Raw genomic sequence first — 20,636 nt, 5'->3', positions numbered from 1 at the left:
TCCTATTAAAAAGTTATTTACGTTCTGTAAAGGTATACTCTGCCCATCCCCATTTACCAGTACCGTCAATTGGCAAATTGGTGAATGAACTATTATTTGCATCGTATCCAGCAAATGTAACAATAGGGATGAATGGAAGATCTTCGGCTAAGATTGCTTGAGCTTCTTTGTAGTATTGTGCTCTCAATTCCTGATCACCCGTTGACCCCGCCTTTTTGGTTAATTCATCAAATTTTGTATTACTATATTTCCCATAGTTGCTCCCTACATCAGTGCCATATCTTTTTTCTAAAGCAGCAGGGTCCGGTCCCATAAATCCACCTTGAAGTTCCATTACAAAGTTCTGATCCACACTTACCTTCTGGTTCCATGCATTAAATTCACTTACTTTGACATCAATTCCGATTCCTGCTTTCGCTAAAGTCGCTTTCATAAGATTAGCCATGTCGGGATAGCCGCTTCCTTCAAATACTTCCAACGGAATCCCTGAAACATAAAAACCGTTTGCGTCTTTTTCATACCCTGCATCTATAAGAATTTGCTCTGCCTTTTCAAGATTGAATTCAGGTGAGGTTTCTTCTGTATTCGCTGCCCAATCAATCAAGGAAGGGTACATACTATATTCAGGTTTCTGGATGCCGCTATATACTTTCGTCGATATTTCTTCCTTATCGATAGCTGTGGCAATCGCTTTCCTGAGGTTGACGTCTGACACTTCTTCTTTTGTAAGGTTAAAAATAATTCTTGCTGGGGATGGATACTCATTAAGTTCCAATCGAACATTATCCCTGCTCTTTAATTGTTCAACGCTTGATGAAGGAACATTTTCGAACACGTCAATTTCACCATTTACTAAAGCTTGAATAGCTGTTTGTTCGTCCGGAATAATCGAAAATACTAGTTTATCTATTTTCGGTTTTCCATCATGATAATCTTCGTTCGGCAATAATGTTACGTTCACGCCTTGCTTAAACTCCCCAAACTTGAACGGCCCCGAGCCAATTGGTTCTTTAGACGCGGCATTATCATCCCACGAAACATCTGTATTAAAGACATGTTCAGGCAAGATAAATGTTGCATACCATCCAAGGTCCGCTATGAATGATACATCCGGGGACTTCATATTGAACACGACAGTATGCTCATCTGGAGTCTCAATCGTATCCACAATTTCCGATCTCGAACTGAAGTAATAGGTTTTGTTTTCTTGGATTGTTTCGAATGTATATTTCACATCTTTACTTGTGACCGGCTCACCGTCATGCCATTTGGCGTTTTCTTTTAAGTTGAAAGTGATTGTCAATCCATCTTCACTCACATCCCAATCCTTCGCCAAGTCAGGGATAATTTGTTTAGAAGCGTCTAGCTTCACCAGTCGATTAAACAAGTTTTGCACGATTGGATAAGCATTATCATCAGCTGTCGTATCCGGGTTAAATGACATCGGATCACCTGTTGCCCTTACAATCAGAACATTTTCACCATCTCCCCCTGAGTTTGAATTGCTTGCGTCAGAACAGCCTGCCACAAAAACAGCTAACAATAGACTAAAAACAACCGAAACAAAAACTCTCTTTCTCATAGTTCCCACACCCCTTTTATGAATTTTTAGTTAATTAAACCCAGAAATAGATTAAATCTCTGAACAACTGACTAAATGCCCCGACTCCAACTCGACTGTATCCGGATAATGTTTAAAACAATTTTTCGTCGCTTTAAAGCAACGCGGTGCAAAATAACAACCTGGTCCGGGATTCACAGGAGTTGGCGGCTCTCCCTCTACTTTAATGGTCTCCCTTATTTCATCGAGATCTATTGAAGGTGTATTTGAAATTAAGGCTTGCGTATAGGGATGTTGTGGTCGATTAATAATCGTTTCAGAGTCCCCATATTCAATAATTTTCCCTAAATACATGACGGCGATTTTATCTGATATATATCTTGTGAGCGCTATATCATGGCTGATGAAAACGACAGTGGCATCCTTTTCCCGGCTTAATGTTACTAGCATATTGATGATTTCAGCCCTTACAGAAACATCTAACATCGAAACAGGTTCATCCGCTATGATAAATTGAGGATTAAAAAGCATGGAACGTAAGATGGAAATTCTTTGTAATTGCCCTCCAGATAATTCATGAGGATACCTTTTCATGATTTCCTCTGCGGGTTTCAACCCACCTGATTCTAATATATCGATGCACTTTTGCTTCCTTTCCTCTTCGCTTTTCCCGATCCCATGTAGTTTGAGAGGCCTCATTAATATCTTTTCTATCGTATCTCGTGGTGTGAATGTATCAAAGGGATTTTGGAAGACGATTTGGACGGTTCTTCTGAACTTCCGCTGATCCTGTTTGATTAGATTTTGTGTGGATACATCATCGATGAACACATCACCTTGAGTGGGATGTTCTAATCTTGCCAATGCTCTTCCCAAAGTAGATTTTCCGCAGCCACTTTCACCAATGACTCCTAAAATCTCCCCCTTTTGTAACTCAAGTGATACATTGTCAACCGCTTTCACCCACTGCTTTTCCCTTTTAATCACTTGCGACAATGATTTGCTTTTTTGAGGGTACCACATGGAAATATTATTAATTTTCACAAACGGCTTTTTCTCTTCCACTTATCTGTTCACCTCCGCCAAATTTTTACTTATATCTAGTTGTTCACCTCTATCAGATTGGGAATATAAATGACACCAAACTCTATTTTCACCAGTCAACTGCGTTTCAGAAGGCTTACTTTTCCCACATTGTTCCATTGCATGCTCGCATCTTGGAGCAAAGATGCATCCCTCATATTTTTGAGATAGATCAGGTAAATGACCTTTGATGCCTGTCAAAGTTTCCTTCTCTCCGCTCAAAGATGGAATAGACGATAATAACCCCTTTGTGTATGGGTGTTTCGGTTCTTTTAAAATATCTTTGACATACCCTACCTCCATTAGTTCTCCGGCATACAAGACTGCTATTTTATTGCAAGTCGTTGCTACCACAGAAATATCATGGGTAATCATAATTCTTGTAACGTCCAACGTCTGTTCCATCTTCACAATTTCTTCAAGAATCTGACCTTGTGTGACGACATCCAGCGCAGTAGTTGCTTCATCCATTATTAAAAGTTTGGGATCATGTATTAAACTGATTGCAATGGCAACCCTTTGCAGCATACCCCCTGATAATTCATGCGGGTACATCTTAAAAACCCTTTCTGATAGGTTCACTAATCTCAGCAAAGCTTTTATTCGATCAAATATTTCCTCTTTACGTGCATTCGGTTTATGCACCCTATAAATATCTTCAATTTGCTCTCCGATTCTATGAACAGGGCTAAGCGCATTCATCGATTTTTGAAAAACAACGGATAATTCCTTCCATCTGATTTCTTTTAATTCCTTTTCGCTCGCTTGAACTAAATCCTTGTTAGCGAAATTTGAGCTTCCAGTAATCTCCGTATTCCTTTCGGGCAACAACCTTAATATTGCCATAGCTAAAGTCGATTTCCCGGACCCCGATTCACCAACTATCCCCAAAGAATCTCCTTTGTTGATTGTTAAATTAATGTCTTTCACAGCATAAACTTTTTTGGTTTTGTTCTTATATGTGACATTAAAATCTTTAAGTTCCAGAACTCTATCCATTTTAAGCATCCTTTCTGCTTTTATGCTTCGGGTCCAAAACATGATTCAAGCCATCACCTAATAAATAGAAGACAGTCACTGTGAAAACAATTGCGATTCCTGCAAAAGTTGAAATCCACCAGGCTGAAGTCAAATACTGTTTCCCCATAAAGATCATTTGGCCCCAGCTAATCACATTCGGATCGCCTAAACCTAAAAAACTTAAGCCCGCTTCAGTCAATATTGCATTGGACATTCCAATTGTCGTATTTGCCAAAACGGGGAAGATGCCGTTCGGAATAATGTATTTGAACAAAATCTGCAAATTTGTTTCTCCCATGGCAACGGCACTTTTTACATATGTCCGTTCCCTTATCGAAAGTGCTTGGGCCCTTATCAATTTTGCGTTGCTCGGCCAAGTCGTTAGACCGATAACGATCATGACATTTGTGATACTGCTGTCAAAAAGAGCAATGATTAAAAGTATAAGGAAGAAAGTCGGCACCATCATAAAAGCATTGATGCATTCAGTAATTACTAAATCGATTTTTCCGCCAAAATAGCCTGCAATCCCGCCTACCAATATACCAATAACCGCTGAAATCAAGGCAGAACCAACAGCGACCATAAGGGACGTTCGCACACCGTATAAAATCATGCTGAATATATCTTGTCCAAGGTGGTTAGTGCCTAAAATATGCTGATTCTCACCTAATTTATTTAAAACATCGGGACCGAAAAAATAAGGGTCAAATGGAACAAGCAATGAAGCAAATACAGCCACAAATACTAAAAGAGACAGCCCGATCAATCCAAACTTCAATTCCGTATCACTTTTTACTTTCAGTAAAGTTCTGTTCAATTTGTTATTATTTTTTCTACCTACATACCAACCCTTCTTTGTTGTCACCATGAGTACATCCCCCCTTTTAAAATCTAATCCGCGGATCTAATGTTGCATAGATAATATCGACAATCACCATCACGAGAGCAACAGAAACTGACATGATCAAATAGATTCCCATCAAAGTCGGATAATCCCTTTGGTTAATAGCAGTTAACATAAGATCTCCTGTCCCCGGCCACGCAAATACAATTTCAATCAATGCAACACCTGTTATCAAGTAGCCCATTGAGATTCCAAAAATTGTAATGGTAGGTAAAATCGCATTTCTAAGTACGTACTTATTGAAAATCTTCCTTTCACTCATACCGGTAGCTTTCAACGTTACGATGAAATCTTCGTTCAACGTTTGAACAATGGATGATTTGGCAATACGGAAATAAATCGGAATTTCGACGAGTACCAATGTACTTACGGGAAGGATCATATGTTTTAAAACATCTAAATAATAGTCCACCCCAGTTAACGTCGTTCTTGAACTAATCATTCCATAGGAAGGCAACAATCCGAATACGGAAGAGAAAATAATAATCAATATCAATCCTAACCAAAACGCTGGCATCGAATTGAAAATATACGAAATGCCCGAAAAGAATACATCCACTCTTGAACCTTCATGTTTCGCTGCATACATTCCCATAAATGTCCCTATCACAACAGCTAATAGTGCCGCTGTTAGAACTAATAAGAGTGTTGGGACGAGTCTTTCTGCAATAATGGCCAAAACCTCTTTATTGTAAATAATGGACAAACCCAAATCCCCGGTTACAGCGTTTTTCAAATAGATGAAGTACTGTAATATGAGCGGCTGATCAAAACCGTATTTCGCTTCCAATGCAGCCCTTAATATTGGATCATCATTGTCCTTTCCCATTATTGTAGAGATCGGACTTCCCGGGGCTAATCGTATGATGAGAAAATTAATTGAGAACACCACGAAGATTGTTAACACACCCATGAGCACCCTTTTTGTAACGTACTTTTTCATCGTACCCCCACCTTTAGAAATATTTATCTTTAAATGTGAACCTGTTCATATTATAATTTGAATCATAACAAGCACAATGTTCTATGTCAACGACTATTTTTAGAATCTTTGATATTATGTTTTATATCAGTTACTTCGGAGGGAAAACTATGCCAAAGCAAACGTATTTCAATTTATCAGATGAAAAAAAGGAAAAAATTCGTAAAGCGACATACGAAATATTTATCAATACGGACTATGAAGAGGTACATATTAGGGAGATAGCAAAAAGGTCTGATATCTCTGTCGGGAGTTTTTATCAATACTTTTATGATAAAGAGGATTTATATTTACACTTCTTCACAGAAGTAGAAATGAAGTATATGAAAAAACAAAAAGAATGCGATCAAGATATTTTATTCAGCGAAAGAATTATTCCGATAGAGGAGATTTGCACAGAGGAAGAAGTGGAGTTTAATCAAACTTGGTATAATGTTCCTATGCTTGTCATGCAGAAATTTTACTATGGTGAATATAGTAAAAAACTACATTCCTTTTTAGGTGAAGAATTAATGGAATATAAAAATTCCAACAAACTGAAAGAAGATTTGAATTTAGATTTTGTCTTCTATTTATTTACCACTTCAATGTTTACAATTCATAACTACTTTCGTGAACATAAGATAACTGATGTTAAAGAGAGGCAGGACATTAAAGACCATTACTTTAGGGATATATTTTTGAATGGTATTTTAAAGAAGTAATAATTTGTGAAAAGCACATGGATCCACAACAGCATACTGCGAACTAAACAACCACCCATCTCACATCAGTGATGGGTGGTTGTTGTTATTAAGCCTGCGTAAATTTCAATGCGGATCTTTTATATGCTGCTATGCCCAAGCAATTTGGGGAAGTCTCAAATATTTTAATCAAATAATCACCCCAGTAATAACAGCAACGATCGTCATCACAATCGTTGTACCGAAAGCCCATTTGAAGACGAATTTCTGATGGTCGGCTAATTCAACACCCGCAAGACCGATCAGTAGGAAGGTTGATGCTGTTAACGGACTGAGTGGAAAACCTGTTGTCATTTGCCCTAAAATTGCTGCGCTGCCGATATGAGTTGGGGCAACTCCGTAAGCCGCTGCCGTTTCGCTAATGATTGGCAGGACACCAAAATAATAGGCATCTGGTGTAAACAACAAGCTTAACGGCATGCCTGTCACAGCTACGATGATCCCCATCATACTTCCCGTCCCATTTGGAATGAAGCCGACGAGAGCGTTTGCCATTTCTGTGATCATGCCTGTACCTGATAATATACCCGTAAAAATACCAGCAGCGAAGATAATGGACACAACTGTAATCATACCAACCGCCTGGCTTTTCACCTGTTCCATTTGGTCATCAGGCTTTGGATAATTGACGATAACTGCAATTGCAAATGCAATCATGAAGATAATCGGAAGTGGCAACCATACTTTTACAAGTGCCACGATAGTAATAATCGTCAACAGTAGGTTGAACCAAAATAATTTAGGGCGCCTCATTGCTTTGTCTTCATCCGATAGCTCAGCTTGAAAGTCAAACTCTACATCCGCAATGCCCAATCGCTTTCGCTCTTTTCTACCAATCCAAAATGCTACGAACAATACCCATACAATTCCTGCTACCATGGCAGGTATGACCGGATTGAAAATCGCGCTCGTATCCACTTCAAGTGCAGTCGCTGCCCGTGCTGTCGGGCCTCCCCATGGCAACAAGTTCATAACACCCGCCCCAAGCGCCACGACTCCTGCCAGTACAATTCGACTCATCCCCAATTTATCGTATAACGGCAACAATGCGGGAACGGCAATAAGAAATGTCGATGCCCCGGATCCATCCAAATGTGCGAGCATCGCAATCACAGCGGTACCTACAACAATCTTCAAAGGATCACCTTTTACAGCCCGTAAAACACGGGAGATAAGCGGATCGAACAGTCCGGCATTATTCATAACACCGAAATAGAGAATTGCAAAACCAAGCATAATCCCCGTCGGAACAACGCCTTTCACACCTTCCAGCATGAATTCCCCCATCTCCGCCCCAAACCCACCTATCAAGGCGAACACGACCGGAACGAGAATCAAAGAAACAATAACGGACATTCGTTTCGTCAAAATAAGTGCTAAAAAGACAAAAATCGTTAAGAAACCTAATAATGCCAACATACTAGAATCCCCCTTTTTGTTAGAACTACAAATCTACTTCCATTTCCAGCAATGCATAGCTTAACGTTTTTCCGTGCGTATCCATTCCGGGAGAAGTTGTCACTCCTCCTAGCAAAGCCCCTTGGCAGACGAACTGCAAAGCCGCTATGTTCGGCATCTCGTAGCGCGTCACTTCCCCTTTGACAATATGATTCAAATGATGCTTTACCCGGTCCGCCGTCACTTGTTCGCGCAGTGCCTCGTATATTCCTTCCTCGTAAGGAATGAGCGACAACATAAGGACATCCCCCTTATCCCCTGCTCTGCTGTGCGCCAATTCATACAGTTTACGCGCCATTTGTTTTCACCTCCATAACCTTCAATTCTGCTTTCACACTCTCTCTAGGCACCATTGTCGAGACGATGCCGACAACCTCATTAAAATATTTACGCGCACCGCCTCCCCCGGCAGGTCCATTCGTATAAAGTGCTTCCACCTCTTCACCAATCCAATTGGCTTTCTCTCGTTCATATGTCTTGCCCGCGACCCGAAGGCGGACTTCATAAGGCCTTCCCTTATAGGCAAATGAACCACGATGCGCAGAAGTAACCCCTATATAATCTACTGTTATCTCCTCAAAGTGATTTTGCAAACGCTCTTGAACGATAACGCCCGCCAGTTCCGCACGACCAATCGCATTTTCACCTGCGTATGTAATTTCCCCTTCACCGATAAAGCCAGCATCATAGCCAATACTCGCCTTCAGCTCGGATGGCCATTCCTTCCCACCCCCGCCTGTCACTAAAATGCGATCATCTCCATCCTCTTTTAAAGAGACAGTTGTGAAATCTGCAACCACGTCAGGCGTCACATAAGAAGAAGGATCCATCACTTCATACAAAAGCTGTTCTTTCACCGTACGAAGTGTCAACGCTCCACCAGTACCAGGCAATTTCGTTAAAAGCGCAGATCCATCCGGTTGTACTTCTGCCAACGGAAAACCAAGATGCGAAAGTCCACTGACATCTTTTTTCCCTGGATCGGCAAAGAAGCCCCCTGTCAATTGCCCGCCACATTCAAGCAAATGGCCGATTACGGTCCCTTTCCCCATCAGATTAAAGTCTTCAGTTGACCACCCAAAATGATGAATCATCGGCGCCAGGAACAAAGAAGGATCGGCGACTCTTCCCGTAATAATCACATCCGCCCCGGTTTCAATTGCCGGTACAATCGCAGATGCCCCCAAATAGGCATTTGCCGACAGAATGGGAACGCTTTCAGAAAGCTTTGGATTGAACTCAAATGATTCACGGTTTTGAAGAATATATGGCAGGACATCATCACCAATAACAGCAGCCACTTTTACCCGCAATCCCATTTCTTCCGCTATCTCAATGATTTTCTTAGCACCGCCAACCGGGTTTGCTGCCCCCATATTCGTTATAAGCCGAACGTTATTTTCCAACAACGTTGGCAATAACGACCGGATCCGCTTTTCAAGCAATGGATCGTATCCAAACGCAGTATCTGCTTTTTTACGTTTTTGGGCAAGTGCGATAGTACGCTCCGCTAAGCATTCCAAAACTAAGTAGTCAAGCTTTCCTTTTTCAGCAAGTTCGATAGCCGGATCAATCCGATCCCCGGAAAATCCAGCTCCAGATCCAATTTTCAGCATACATTCACCCCGTTATGTAATAAGTCTGTCACTTCTATCATTTTAGCAAAAACAAAAGAAGAAATGCCGGAATTACAGGCATTTCTCCTTCTAACAACATGGAATATACAACAGGTATAATCGGGATTCCATCTATATAAAACCGTATCGCTATCATCATTCCAATTTTCTAGAATGAAATTTTCATTAATAACAAATAACTAGAATCATTATCTAATATTATATTTCTTCATTTTATTATATAAAGTAGCAAGCGAGATCCCCAACGTATTAGCAATCTCCTGCCGTTCCTCCACTGTCGTTCCACTCGATTGTAAAGCGGATTCAAGAACAGTTCTTTCCGCCGCCTCTACCGCCTCATACAGTGGAAAGACTTTCGTTTCCTCTTCATATAATCGATGCTGCTTTTGCATAATATCAGGAAGATGATCGATAACAATCTGCTCATTCTCATTTGCCATGCACATAGCAAAATCCAACACATTTCGCAGCTCTCTAATATTACCTGGCCAATCATACTTCGTTAAAAAAGTCATAACTTCCCGGTCTACCTCATATCCCTTCAAGACCGACTCTGCGATGAATGGAATATCCGCTTTTCGTTCACGCAAAGGCGGGATTTTCAAGACGACCGCATTTAAACGATATAGCAAATCTTCTCGAAAAAGGTCTTTCGCGATAAATTGATGCAAATCTCTATGAGTCGACGCTACAATCCGTACGTTCACTTTTCTCTCTACCGCCTCACCAATACGCCTGATTGCGCCTTCCTGCAAGACACGCAAAAGTTTCGCCTGGACATCGATCGATAGATCACTTATCTCATCTAGAAACAGCGTTCCCCCATCAGCCATTTCAAACAAGCCCGCCTTCCCTTTCTCAGAAGCGCCCGGAAAAGCCCCTTCAGAATGTCCGAACAATTCGTTCTCAATCAACTCTGACGGAATCGCTGAGCAATTCACAGCGATGAACGGCTTTCCTGAACCTAAGCTTGCATGGTGGACAGCTTGCGCAAACAATTCCTTCCCCGTACCGCTTTCGCCTTTTATCAGGATTGGCAAATCGGTCGCAGCAGTTTTCTTCGCGACTGAAATGAGCTCTTCCATCTTAGCGTCATTCGTGATGATATCTTCAAATGTATACCTCACCTTATGAAGCGCGCTAATTTGCTCTTGCAGCTCTTTCACTTTTTGACGTTGCTTCTCAAGCTCCCTCGTAAGAAGCTGTACTTCATTCAAACTCTTGCAGACAGAAACCGCCCCCACAATTTCACCCTCTACAAAGATGGGCGCCATATCGACAACATATTCCCGATCATGCGTTTTCCTGTACACCCCAACCTGACTTTCCCCACTGGCAAGCGTCTCCGGCAACTTTGCCCCCGGACGATATGAAATTAAAGGCTTGCCGATAATATCCGGAGTGACCCCAGTAATCCGCGTATATTCCGGATTAATAATCTTGACTACACCAGCCCGATCGATGACAAGCACCCCATCATTCATCGATTCCACGATCGCCTTCCACCATTCGACTGTTTCTTCGATTGTCCCCATCCCCTTATGTATATTGCTGGATTTCTTTAGTTTAACATATTGGTTGCTTCAATTTATTCAGAACTTCAACAGACAATTGGATTTTTCTTAACGGTAATACCATTTGCTGTGTCTCTGTTGCGGACGGAAACGGCTGTTCAAAAAAGCATCGTCCGCGCTAATTTCCCTTACATAAATAAACTGAGGAAAAGAAAAGACATCTCTTGTCGTCCATTAGCACTGGTCGACAGGAGATGTCTCTCACAGAGAGGATAATCGTACTCACTCGTTCAATCCAGTAAATGGATGTCCTGATCAGGAAACACCTATTACTGAGATACTGGAACTTCTTCAGCCTCTACTTTTTCGGTTTTATCAATCATGACAGCTCCAGCCAAATCACCCATGCAATTGGCTGTTGTAATACCCATGTCAAATAAGCGGTAAAACGCTGCCGCCATGGCTCCAATTTCAATCGGCAAACCGAATGCTTCCACAACAATCATCACTTTGATGATACCTGAACCCGGTATACCTCCACCGCCAGACGAAATCAAAGTTCCTAACAATACAAGTTTGATAAGAGTGAAGAATGTCAAATCAACTCCTGTTGCTTGGCTTGTGAAAACAACAATACATGACAACAGAATTGCATTCCCATCATGATTGATCTGGGATCCTAGCGGTATGATGAAGTTGGAGATACGCTCTTTCAGTTTGAATTTGTTTTTGGCGACATCTAGGTTGACTGGAATGGATGCAACACTACTTGTCGTACTGATTGTGAACAGCCATAGAGCAGAGCTGTCTTTAACAAATCGAAGCGGGGATACTTTCGCCGAAAACCATACAACTATTCCATATACTAGGAAGATTTGTGCAAGGATTCCGAGATAGAACGTACCAATCAGTTTAGAGAAAGACCCAAGCAATTCAGGTCCATACTGACCGATTGACCCAGCCATCAAAAAGAAGACCCCTATCGGTGACAAACGGATGACCATCCATACGAATGAAAAAATCAGCTCCGTCATGTAATTAAACCAAGATAGTACAGAATCCCTTTTTTGGACATCCTCTATTTTCAATGCAGCAATACCCAACAGGATAGCAATGACAATAACCTGAATCATATTTCCTTCGCTAAATGATTGGAACATGTTGCTGGATACTAGATTCATGAAAAAAGATTCAACCGTAAGATCATCCGGAAGTTCAATGGCCGCCCCTTCGCTCACCATTAAATCAAATCCTTTACCCGGCTTCAGCAAATATGATAGCAATATGCCTATAACAGAGGCCACAATCGTAGTGAGTCCGAAGTAGACCATCGCCTTTAAGCCGAGTCGCCCCAACGAAGACGTATCTTTCTGACTAGTAATGCTAGATATAACCGCGAATAGAATAAGAGGAATCAAAATCATCTTGATGAGATTAACCCATATTTTACCGATAAATTCATACGGCAACATGCCTTCACCAAAGATAATTCCAGCAAGTATACCGGCCCCCAGACCGATAAATATTTTTGTTGCCAACGAAGTTTTTCCAGAGACTTCGCGCAGTTTTTTGAACATTTTCCCGCCTCCCTTTATTTCTTACTGGCTAATCAATAATCAGTAAGTGTTTCATTAATGATTTCCACCACTTTTTCTACGTCCTTTTGACTGATCCCTTTATAAGTCGTCATCCTGATACTGTTTCTCAGTATCTTTTTGACCCTTACGCCTTTTTCCTTCAGTATTTCAATTAGTGCAGCAGCATCATACAGCGGGTGATCCAGCTCAAATGTAACAATATTTGTTTGCACAGATTGAGTATCTAAACGTATATATTCATTCGCGGCTATGCCTTCTTTTAGTATCCTTGCATTCGAATGATCTTCTTCCAAACGTTTGATATTCGACTCTTCCAAAGCGATCAATCCGGCTGCCGCAGCAACTCCCGCCTGTCTCATCGTCCCACCGAGCAATTTGCGTATACGCCGCGCTTTCAATATCATTTCCTTGTTTCCACAAAGCAACGAACCGATTGGAGCACCCAATCCTTTTGACAGACAGAACGATACAGCATCCACGTTTTCACATAGCTTCTCCACCGAAGTATGTAGACTGACAGCCGCATTGAAAATCCTCGCTCCATCCATAAAGATGGGTATCTCATCACCCGCCAGATTTCTGATTTTCTTTATTTCGTCTGGAGAGAGGCATATACCTCCGCCATAATTATGGGTGTTTTCAATGCAAATGAGAACCGGAGAACGGGTCTTGACCAACTCCCAAAGTGAATCGATGTCCGGTTTCTTTCGACTATTCAATTCATAAAAAGCCGGTTTCATCCCAAAATAATCATCATCGAATACGATTTTCTCACTGATGTACATATGCATAGTAGGGTCAAGGGCAAGAGAGTTACCCCGTTTACAAAAAGACAGCAATGCAGCATGATTTGCCATTGTCCCTGTCGGAAAAAATAGCGCAGCTTCCTTCCCGGTCAACTTGGCCGCAAGGTTCTCCAGTTCGTTGACAAGGGAATCTTCCCCTCTACCGAAGCAATCGTCCCTACCATCGTCACCCAACTTCCGGATGTCAATATTGTCAATCATCCTTTTTTCTGGAAGAGTAAGCGTATCGCTTCGCAAGTCTATCATTTAATCATCACTTCCTTTCGAGTTATCAATAAGAGAATGATTCAATCACTTATTGTATAATTGTATACAGTACTAATTATTCTGTCAATACTTTTTTTATGAGTTGAATGATATCCTTATATTAATGAATTATTCAACTATCCAAATCTATCTTCTATCGACATTTACAACATTGACAAAGGAGACGAAGTAATTGGACAAAAGAAGAAGTACCAGTGACTTTGTATACGATGAAATGAAAAATAAGATTGTTCAACTTGAATACGAACCCAATGAAAGACTTGTTGAGGATGTTCTTGCTTCTGCCTTTGAAGTAAGCAGAACACCGCTTAGACAGGCAATTGCCCGCCTGGAGATTGAAAAACTGGTCATAAGGAAAAGGAACGGAAGAATCTATGTAGCCTCCCTATCCATTGAAGAAGCAATTGAGATTTACAAAGTACGAGAGGTACTGGAAGGCCTTGTTGCCAAAGAAGCAACTTTGAATATGACACCAGATATACTGGCGAAACTGGAAGATACACTTTCGTTGATCGACCGGGCTTACGAAGAGGATCGCAATGCTGATGCCATCAAATACGGATTCGAGTTCCATCACCTGCTGTATAAGCCAAGCAATAATCCAACGGCTGTCCATTTTTTGAATCAGATAAAAAACCGGATTGAAAGGTATCGTCAAATCGGAGAAAGCAAACAGTTCCGCTATTTGCACCATCTCCCTAACAAAGAGCATTACGAGCTCTTCAACTTAATCAAAGAAGGGGACGAAAACAAAGTGGAAGCCGAAATGCGTGTCCATATTAGAAGAAGTCTTGAAACGACAATTGATTCACTAAAAGACTTGGTATGAAAGTAGAAATGTTAAAGAGGCAAATTCGAGAAAAGCACTGAGGCCCAATTTCCAATAATCAAAGTTAGGATACAACAAGGCGCGACTAAAAGATCGGCACGCTTCATAAAGAGCGTGGGATGAACTAATTAATTTGGATTGGTAAAAAACACTATTCTATAATTCTAAACGACCTCATAAAATACCGAATAGCCATTATCAATTAATAAAAGTTAGGAGTTTGCAATTGATAAGAAAAAGTTATCAAAAGATGTTCCAGGCAGCCATTATAGCCACGGTTGCAGGTGGGGCGATCGCAGTAGGCGCACCGGTCCAAGTCCACGCAAAGGCACCTGTGTTTTCGGATGTGGAAGATAGCCCGGCTCATCATTATTTTGAAGCCGTCATGAAATATACAGCGCGTGGCATGATGAGCGGCTATCCGGACGGCACATTCAGACCGAATGAAAGCATTACACGGCAAGACGCTGCGAAATTGCTGTCGATGGTATTGGAGTTGGATACGAAAAACGTACGTGATCCAAGGTTCAAAGATGTGAGCCAATCGAGTCCGTATTATGGCTATATCGCGGCACTTGTTCAGGCAGGCATCATTACTGGTTATGAAGACAACACGTTCAGACCCGAAGAAAGTTTGACAAGGGCACAGATGTCGAAAATCCTATCGATCGGGTTTGATTTGAAAGATGATCCGACAACGTGCCTGCCGTTTACTGATATTAATCAGAACCAATGGCATATGGAATTTGTCAGGGCTCTTTATGCAAATGAAATTACGACGGGTACATCTCCGTCTACTTTTTCTCCAAACACTCCTGTGACGCGTGGTCAGATGGCATCTTTTGTTTTACGTAGTGAAAAGCTTGGAACTCCAAAAGGTGATAATGAAACAGCGGAAAAGCGTTTGAAGGCTTTTGCTCAGGTAGTGGTTGATGACGAGACATTCGGCTATTTCTTGGGTGGTCCTATTGAGCTGACCGGTGGAATTGGAAATCTGTCTATCGAGTATTTTCCAGGCTTCGAACGAACAGGATTAAGCAAGGTATTTCCCTACCAAGATGGCATGTCTCTGACGGAGCCGGGTTATTATGAGGTGGTTGATCGAAATGGTAATCTATACACGGCGTATGCTCTGTTGGAAGGAGGCAGGAATAGTAAGCAATTTACTGTCGACTCTTCGGATGGTTCTGTCACCATTACGATTGTTGGCGGCGAGGAAAGCGGCGATGGGTTAACCTATCAGGCAGATGAGAAAAGGAGCAATATACAAGGCGCTGTGCTTCGGACAAATGACGGTGTGACATTAACTTTAAGCTATTCTGGAATTGTTAACGTAGGAGATCAAGCAGCTTTTACAGCAATTGCGAGTAATGGCGAAGCAGGTGGATTGGAAGTTGGGGAGATTGTGTTCATTAAAGCAACTAATAGCTGGAAGATGAAGATTGTTCGTTTTACGAAATAGAGGATGACATAGCCCCTTTGTGGATAGATTGCCAAGGGATGGGTTATTGGATGGTCTATATTGCCCCATTAACCTAATCTGAATATAATGTGTCGATTGGACATGAAAAGCGTAATAATATCATGACTAAAGTAATTAAAATGCAAATGTGATGAGGCCTGTTAAATAGGTCTCTTTTTTTATTTCGCAACCAAATAGCCCCCAACATATTAATCTACCCCCCTGAATATGGTGAACTAACAAAACTATAGAGGGGGGATTAGATGACTACAGAAGGGAAGAACGACTTGGATGTATTTGCTCAAGAAGATGGCGAGTATATGCTTTCTCCTGTACCAGAGTCAGAGCGGCGGCCGACATGGAAGCAGGTTATGGTGTGGGTGGGCTTTGGATATGTCGTAACTGGATTATTTGTTGGTGGGGTCCTTGCCGGATTCGGCGGGCAGCCTGGGGTACCGCCGGGTATGGCGTTGTGGGCGATTGGAATCGGAATGGGCGTTTTGCTTGTTCTGACGACATTGTTAGGCATCATGGCACAGAAAACAGGATTGAATTTGGCGTTGATCAGTCGGTATTCTTACGGTTCCATCGGTAGCAATTTGCCTCTTTTCATCATGGCGTTATTAACATTAGGTTGGTTTGCAAGCATAACCGGAATGGTTGGACAAATTTGGAGCTCTTTGATTGGCAACCCAACAGGAATAACAGTGTTCAATCCGGCCGCTTTGGGCTATACGGATATACCTGCGATTACACTTGAAAATTTCCTGGCGTGTGCTGTATTCGGACTAATTTTCACGTATACCGCTTATAAAGGAATGAAAGCGATTGAAGCGGTCGCGATACCAGTCGCTCCTGTCATTCTGATCATTGCAATCATTGTTGGAATCGGCATGTTAAATGAAGGTGGCGGGATGGGCAACTTTTTGACGGAGGCCAATAAAATCGGTGGTCTTGGAATGGGGAGCGCCATCACAATTGTAATGGGAAGTTGGATTGCCGGAGTCGTCATGGGTGTTGATCTCTTTCGGTTCAACAAATCTATCAAAGCGGTATTCGCTGGGGCAATCGCCTGTTTCGTTCTCACAAATCCCTTGCTTAACATTGTTGGCTATATCGGCGCAGTTTCAGTTGGTCAATTCAACTATGTTGAATGGATGATTGATAAAGGGATCATTTTTGCATTAATCGGAGTCGTCGCGTGGACAACATCCTTATGGACGACCAATAATGCTGAGTTATATTGCAACTCACTCTATGTCGGACCAGTCATTTCATCCTATAAGAAGAAAGTAAATCGACAAAAAATCGTATTGGTTACTGGTGTAGTTGGTACCGTCATCGGTTCATTAGCATTCTATCAAATCTTTTTTGCAGATTTCATCACAATATTAGGTGCCGCCTTCCTTCCTTTGGCTGGCCCGCTAATTGCGGACTATTTCATCGTTAAGAAAGGTGCCTATAAGATTGAAGAATTAAATTCTCAGGCGAAATATAAAATGGCAGGCATCATATCATTTTTAATCGGTGCAGTTTTAGGATTGGTGTTTGAGTATGGTTTAGTATTGCCATTCGGCCTGCCTTCTGGACTGGTCGCGTTGATCATCACAATAGCATTATATCCAATCATCTACCGCTTCACAGCCGACTCAAAAGAGCTTACTGCTGAAGCCTAATTAAATGGAGGTAATACTTATGACAACTATTGGAACAAACATCACCTATCACCAATTTAAAGAAGCCAAAATCGATAAGGTGGTTTTTGGCGTGGGTGCATTCGAAACCCATGGTAGCCATATGCCGTTCGGTACCGATGCCCTTATCTCCAACATCCTTTCGGAAAAACTCGCCCAGCGTGTAGAAGGTATGATGGTGCTGCCGCCAATCAATTATGGACTGAGCGAACATTATAATGATCTCCCATTCACAATAAGCCTTAGGCCGGAAACTATTGTCAATGTCATTAAAGAGGTGTTGCAGGAAATCGTAAGGAATGGAATTACTAAAATCCTCATCATCAATGGACATGATGGTAATATCGCGCCGATTGAATTAGCTGCAAGGGCTGTAAAAGTGGAGCATCCAAACGTAACAATAGCATCATTCAACGACTGGTGGGTTGCTGCGGGTAAAATGGTGCCTGACAACTTCTTCGAGAAATGGAATGGACTCGGGCATGCCGGGGAATGTGAAACATCGATGGGTCTGTCTCTTTTTGAAGAATTAATACAAATGGAACATGCCAAAGGGGTTATTCCTGATCTGCCAGAACACGTTGAGATCAAGTGGAGATTCGAGGAATTGACGCCGACTGGTGCTTCGGGTGATCCTAGTGTGGCGACAGTTGAAAAGGGTAAGAAACTTGAGGAGGTTGTCTTGCAAGTACTTGAAGATTTCGTGAAGAAGATGGATGAAAACGGGTGGGAATATGGATTGAAGAAGGAGTTACTATAAAAACCGGGCGACTTAAGTTTAAATAAGATAATCAACTGGTAACAGCATTGCTAAACGTTATAAAGTTACAAAAGGAGCCAATTGAACACTGTAATGATGATTGGCTCTTTCTATCACATTGTTGAAACTGTGCCTCCCATTGAATAGAGTCCACACAATTAGAAAAAGACGTCAACTGTAGACCATAACAACGGCCGACAGATGGCGTCCCTAAAAAAATGTTAATATTGATCAAGTCTTCATTCAAATATAACCTGTTGGACAGCCCCTATTCCATTATACTGTTGCACGTTTCTTCTGCATCATTTTCAAGAAGAATGGCGATAGCAACGCTAGTAGGATGAGAATCATAAAGACAATGCTGATTGGTCTTTGGAAGAAGAAGCTCACTAGATGCCCCTGACCCATGATCATTGATTGGCCAAGGCCTTTCTCAGCAATCGGTCCAAGAATCATACCTAGGATGACTGGTGCTGTGCTGAAGCCCGTTTTACGCATCAAATACCCTAGTACTCCGAAAAACAACATCATATAGACGTCGAACATACTGTTATTAATAGCATACGATCCTAATATACATAAGATGATGATAATCGTTATTAAAATATTCGGAGGCACTTTCAAAGCCTTTATGAAATACTTCGCCCCGAACAATCCGACGATGCCCATTAAAATATTTGCCACAATAAAACCAATGATAACCGCATAGCTAATATGGCCGTTCACTGTGAATAATTCGTTACCCGGGACTAGGCCTTGTATCATCAACCCGCCCAGCAGCACCGCGGTAGTGGAACTTCCCGGAATCCCTAAGGTCATCAATGGGATCAATGCCCCTCCTGTCACCGCATTGTTCGCCGCCTCTGATCCTGCAATCCCTTCGATACTCCCTTTTCCGAATTCATGTTTGTTCTTCGAGAATCGTTTTGCTTCATTATAACCAACCCAAGAACCTACATCACCACCGGCCCCAGGTAAAATACCGACAAGAACACCAAGACCCGATGACCGTAAAATCGTTGGAAGTGTTTTCTTCATATCCGCACGTTCCGGCAGCAGTTTTCCGAGCTTTTGCTCTACGACTTCCTTCTTCGGTCCCTTCTTTTTCTCTAGCATCATGAATACTTGGGATAAAGAGAATAGACCGATGAGCGCCGGAACCAACGAAATGCCGGATTCAAGAGATACGCTGCCGAACGTATAGCGCGGGAAGCCTGTCAGAATATCGATGCCGATTGTTCCAATCAACAATCCCAGCACCCCGGAAGCCAACCCTTTCACCATCGATGCACCCGATAATGAACCGATGATTGTCAAACCGAAGATTGCGAGAAGGAAATACTCAGGCGCACTGAACATTAGTGACAGCTTTGCAAGAGGTGGTGCTAAAAACAGGAGTGCGACCCCACTTATAAAACCACCAATCATTGATGAAACTGTACTAATTCCAATTGCTTTTGCTGCCATTCCTCTTTGAGTCAATTGATAGCCGTCCAAAGCAGTCGCGGCCGAAGCCGGAGTACCAGGTGTGTGTAATAAAATTGATGCGAGCGAACCGCCGTATGTGGCCGACGTATAAATTGCAGTCAACATGACAAGCCCTGCAACTGGTTCCATGCCAAATGTGATGGGGACAAGCAAAGCAACTGCCATCGTTGAGCTTAGTCCAGGAAGCGCTCCGATAATAATCCCACCGACAACACCTATGAAAAGGGCAATGAACGTTTGGACTGTAAATAAGTTTTCTAAGATATTTAAAATAATTGAAGTATCCATTTCATGCACCCTTTCTTAAATTAGTAGTCCAGTCGGAAGAAATACATGCAGCAGCTTCACAAACAGTAGATAAATGAATAACAATGTAAAAATAATCGTCAATAGATACATTTTCAATGAACGTAATTGAAGCATATACAAAATTCCAACCATGAAAAGCGCAGTTGAGACGAAGAATCCTAGCACATTAATGAGAAAAACATATGCTGTAACGACCACTAATATTAGGATTGGTATCTTAATCATGCTTATTGTCAGACGTTCCTCCTCATCAGCGGCAGGCACATCCAAATCTCTTTTCTGTAATGCCATTTTCCGAACTCCATTTATTAACAACAGAATCGCGAAGAATATGAATAGACCAAGAATCAAATTAGGAAACAACGCTGCCCGTTCAGGAAATTCCCTTGCCTGAACTAAGAAATAGATTGAAACCGCCAAAATTACGATTCCTGCATAGACGTCATGGTGCAACTGTTTTAGCATATTTGCTCACATCCTTCCGCTTGTTTCAAAATAAGGGATCAACCTGAAGTTGA

Annotated in this window: 18 protein-coding genes; 5 read left to right on the top strand and 13 right to left on the bottom strand. The window is 41.8% G+C overall.

The window, feature by feature from the left end:
• Nucleotides 1–13: 13 nt before the first annotated feature.
• The 5 genes from SLU01_RS00995 to SLU01_RS00975 are packed head-to-tail and all read right to left on the bottom strand — an operon-like array spanning nucleotide 14 to nucleotide 5,514.
• The gene (locus SLU01_RS00995) at nucleotides 14–1,582 is read right to left on the bottom strand and encodes an ABC transporter substrate-binding protein (protein WP_147054388.1); all 1,569 of its coding nucleotides are present in this window, start codon (nucleotides 1,580–1,582) and stop codon (nucleotides 14–16) included.
• Between the two features lie 51 nt (nucleotides 1,583–1,633).
• On the bottom strand, nucleotides 1,634–2,626 hold the full coding sequence (locus SLU01_RS00990; RefSeq protein WP_218029683.1) for an oligopeptide/dipeptide ABC transporter ATP-binding protein: 993 nt from the start codon (nucleotides 2,624–2,626) through the stop codon (nucleotides 1,634–1,636).
• A complete protein-coding gene (locus tag SLU01_RS00985) occupies nucleotides 2,627–3,643 on the bottom strand; it encodes an ABC transporter ATP-binding protein (RefSeq protein ID WP_147054386.1) in 1,017 nt (338 codons plus the stop codon). It lies immediately after the preceding gene.
• A gap of 1 nt (nucleotide 3,644) precedes the next feature.
• On the bottom strand, nucleotides 3,645–4,535 hold the full coding sequence (locus SLU01_RS00980; protein ID WP_147054384.1) for an ABC transporter permease: 891 nt from the start codon (nucleotides 4,533–4,535) through the stop codon (nucleotides 3,645–3,647).
• Nucleotides 4,536–4,551: 16 nt separating this feature from the next.
• Complete coding sequence (locus tag SLU01_RS00975) at nucleotides 4,552–5,514, bottom strand: ABC transporter permease (RefSeq protein ID WP_147054382.1); 963 nt, start codon at nucleotides 5,512–5,514, stop codon at nucleotides 4,552–4,554.
• A gap of 149 nt (nucleotides 5,515–5,663) precedes the next feature.
• Here SLU01_RS00975 and SLU01_RS00970 point away from each other — a divergent pair, with 149 nt between their 5' ends.
• Nucleotides 5,664–6,257 (top strand): TetR/AcrR family transcriptional regulator, encoded by a 594-nt coding sequence (locus SLU01_RS00970; RefSeq protein WP_170232543.1) that lies wholly within the window; start codon nucleotides 5,664–5,666, stop codon nucleotides 6,255–6,257.
• A 168-nt stretch (nucleotides 6,258–6,425) separates the two neighbouring features.
• Here SLU01_RS00970 and SLU01_RS00965 read toward each other — a convergent pair whose 3' ends face one another.
• The 6 genes from SLU01_RS00965 to SLU01_RS00940 form a co-directional block, all read right to left on the bottom strand.
• Entirely contained in the window at nucleotides 6,426–7,715 is a 1,290-nt protein-coding gene (locus tag SLU01_RS00965; RefSeq protein WP_147054378.1) for a CitMHS family transporter, read from the bottom strand.
• 25 nt (nucleotides 7,716–7,740) lie between these two features.
• A complete protein-coding gene (locus SLU01_RS00960; RefSeq protein ID WP_147054376.1) occupies nucleotides 7,741–8,052 on the bottom strand; it encodes an AtuA-related protein in 312 nt (103 codons plus the stop codon).
• Nucleotides 8,042–9,370 (bottom strand): acyclic terpene utilization AtuA family protein, encoded by a 1,329-nt coding sequence (locus SLU01_RS00955; protein WP_147054374.1) that lies wholly within the window; start codon nucleotides 9,368–9,370, stop codon nucleotides 8,042–8,044. The genes SLU01_RS00960 and SLU01_RS00955 overlap by 11 nt, the downstream gene beginning before the upstream one ends.
• 209 nt (nucleotides 9,371–9,579) lie before the next feature.
• Nucleotides 9,580–10,926 carry a sigma-54 interaction domain-containing protein gene (locus SLU01_RS00950; RefSeq protein WP_147054372.1) on the bottom strand — a complete coding sequence of 449 codons (1,347 nt, stop codon included), beginning with the start codon at nucleotides 10,924–10,926 and terminating at the stop codon, nucleotides 9,580–9,582.
• 308 nt (nucleotides 10,927–11,234) lie between these two features.
• Nucleotides 11,235–12,482: a dicarboxylate/amino acid:cation symporter gene (locus SLU01_RS00945; protein ID WP_147054370.1), complete on the bottom strand. Its 1,248-nt coding sequence runs from the start codon at nucleotides 12,480–12,482 to the stop codon at nucleotides 11,235–11,237.
• Nucleotides 12,483–12,514: 32 nt separating this feature from the next.
• Nucleotides 12,515–13,555 carry a GntG family PLP-dependent aldolase gene (locus SLU01_RS00940; protein ID WP_147054368.1) on the bottom strand — a complete coding sequence of 347 codons (1,041 nt, stop codon included), beginning with the start codon at nucleotides 13,553–13,555 and terminating at the stop codon, nucleotides 12,515–12,517.
• Nucleotides 13,556–13,748: 193 nt separating this feature from the next.
• Between SLU01_RS00940 and SLU01_RS00935 the strand changes: the two genes are divergently transcribed.
• The 4 genes from SLU01_RS00935 to SLU01_RS00920 all read left to right on the top strand — a co-directional run bounded on the left by SLU01_RS00935 (nucleotide 13,749) and on the right by SLU01_RS00920 (nucleotide 18,321).
• The gene (locus SLU01_RS00935) at nucleotides 13,749–14,405 is read left to right on the top strand and encodes a GntR family transcriptional regulator (RefSeq protein WP_170232542.1); all 657 of its coding nucleotides are present in this window, start codon (nucleotides 13,749–13,751) and stop codon (nucleotides 14,403–14,405) included.
• A gap of 226 nt (nucleotides 14,406–14,631) precedes the next feature.
• On the top strand, nucleotides 14,632–15,867 hold the full coding sequence (locus tag SLU01_RS00930) for an S-layer homology domain-containing protein (RefSeq protein WP_147054364.1): 1,236 nt from the start codon (nucleotides 14,632–14,634) through the stop codon (nucleotides 15,865–15,867).
• Nucleotides 15,868–16,130: 263 nt separating this feature from the next.
• The gene (locus tag SLU01_RS00925) at nucleotides 16,131–17,543 is read left to right on the top strand and encodes a purine-cytosine permease family protein (RefSeq protein ID WP_147054362.1); all 1,413 of its coding nucleotides are present in this window, start codon (nucleotides 16,131–16,133) and stop codon (nucleotides 17,541–17,543) included.
• A gap of 19 nt (nucleotides 17,544–17,562) precedes the next feature.
• Nucleotides 17,563–18,321, top strand: a complete 759-nt coding sequence (locus SLU01_RS00920; RefSeq protein ID WP_218029682.1) for a creatininase family protein — start codon at nucleotides 17,563–17,565, stop codon at nucleotides 18,319–18,321.
• A 276-nt stretch (nucleotides 18,322–18,597) separates the two neighbouring features.
• On the opposite strand, the gene SLU01_RS00915 is transcribed toward SLU01_RS00920, so the two are convergent.
• Nucleotides 18,598–20,097: a tripartite tricarboxylate transporter permease gene (locus SLU01_RS00915; RefSeq protein WP_147054360.1), complete on the bottom strand. Its 1,500-nt coding sequence runs from the start codon at nucleotides 20,095–20,097 to the stop codon at nucleotides 18,598–18,600.
• Nucleotides 20,098–20,112: 15 nt separating this feature from the next.
• Entirely contained in the window at nucleotides 20,113–20,583 is a 471-nt protein-coding gene (locus tag SLU01_RS00910) for a tripartite tricarboxylate transporter TctB family protein (RefSeq protein ID WP_147054359.1), read from the bottom strand.
• Nucleotides 20,584–20,636 lie beyond the last annotated feature (53 nt).

This window comes from Sporosarcina luteola (assembly GCF_007991495.1).
Lineage (GTDB): Bacteria > Bacillota > Bacilli > Bacillales_A > Planococcaceae > Sporosarcina > Sporosarcina luteola.
This window is presented reverse-complemented; position numbering and strand designations above follow the sequence as displayed.

What these genes read in the sequence shown, in the direction of transcription:
- SLU01_RS00995 (WP_147054388.1), bottom strand. Translation starts at nt 1,582, where the DNA reads ATGAGAAAGAGAGTTTTTGTTTCGGTTGTTTTTAGTCTATTGTTAGCT.
- SLU01_RS00985 (WP_147054386.1), bottom strand. Translation starts at nt 3,643, where the DNA reads ATGGATAGAGTTCTGGAACTTAAAGATTTTAATGTCACATATAAGAAC.
- SLU01_RS00980 (WP_147054384.1), bottom strand. Translation starts at nt 4,535, where the DNA reads ATGGTGACAACAAAGAAGGGTTGGTATGTAGGTAGAAAAAATAATAAC.
- SLU01_RS00975 (WP_147054382.1), bottom strand. Translation starts at nt 5,514, where the DNA reads ATGAAAAAGTACGTTACAAAAAGGGTGCTCATGGGTGTGTTAACAATC.
- SLU01_RS00970 (WP_170232543.1), top strand. Translation starts at nt 5,664, where the DNA reads ATGCCAAAGCAAACGTATTTCAATTTATCAGATGAAAAAAAGGAAAAA.
- SLU01_RS00965 (WP_147054378.1), bottom strand. Translation starts at nt 7,715, where the DNA reads ATGTTGGCATTATTAGGTTTCTTAACGATTTTTGTCTTTTTAGCACTT.
- SLU01_RS00960 (WP_147054376.1), bottom strand. Translation starts at nt 8,052, where the DNA reads ATGGCGCGTAAACTGTATGAATTGGCGCACAGCAGAGCAGGGGATAAG.
- SLU01_RS00955 (WP_147054374.1), bottom strand. Translation starts at nt 9,370, where the DNA reads ATGCTGAAAATTGGATCTGGAGCTGGATTTTCCGGGGATCGGATTGAT.
- SLU01_RS00950 (WP_147054372.1), bottom strand. Translation starts at nt 10,926, where the DNA reads ATGGGGACAATCGAAGAAACAGTCGAATGGTGGAAGGCGATCGTGGAA.
- SLU01_RS00945 (WP_147054370.1), bottom strand. Translation starts at nt 12,482, where the DNA reads ATGTTCAAAAAACTGCGCGAAGTCTCTGGAAAAACTTCGTTGGCAACA.
- SLU01_RS00940 (WP_147054368.1), bottom strand. Translation starts at nt 13,555, where the DNA reads ATGATAGACTTGCGAAGCGATACGCTTACTCTTCCAGAAAAAAGGATG.
- SLU01_RS00925 (WP_147054362.1), top strand. Translation starts at nt 16,131, where the DNA reads ATGACTACAGAAGGGAAGAACGACTTGGATGTATTTGCTCAAGAAGAT.
- SLU01_RS00920 (WP_218029682.1), top strand. Translation starts at nt 17,563, where the DNA reads ATGACAACTATTGGAACAAACATCACCTATCACCAATTTAAAGAAGCC.
- SLU01_RS00915 (WP_147054360.1), bottom strand. Translation starts at nt 20,097, where the DNA reads ATGGATACTTCAATTATTTTAAATATCTTAGAAAACTTATTTACAGTC.
- SLU01_RS00910 (WP_147054359.1), bottom strand. Translation starts at nt 20,583, where the DNA reads ATGCTAAAACAGTTGCACCATGACGTCTATGCAGGAATCGTAATTTTG.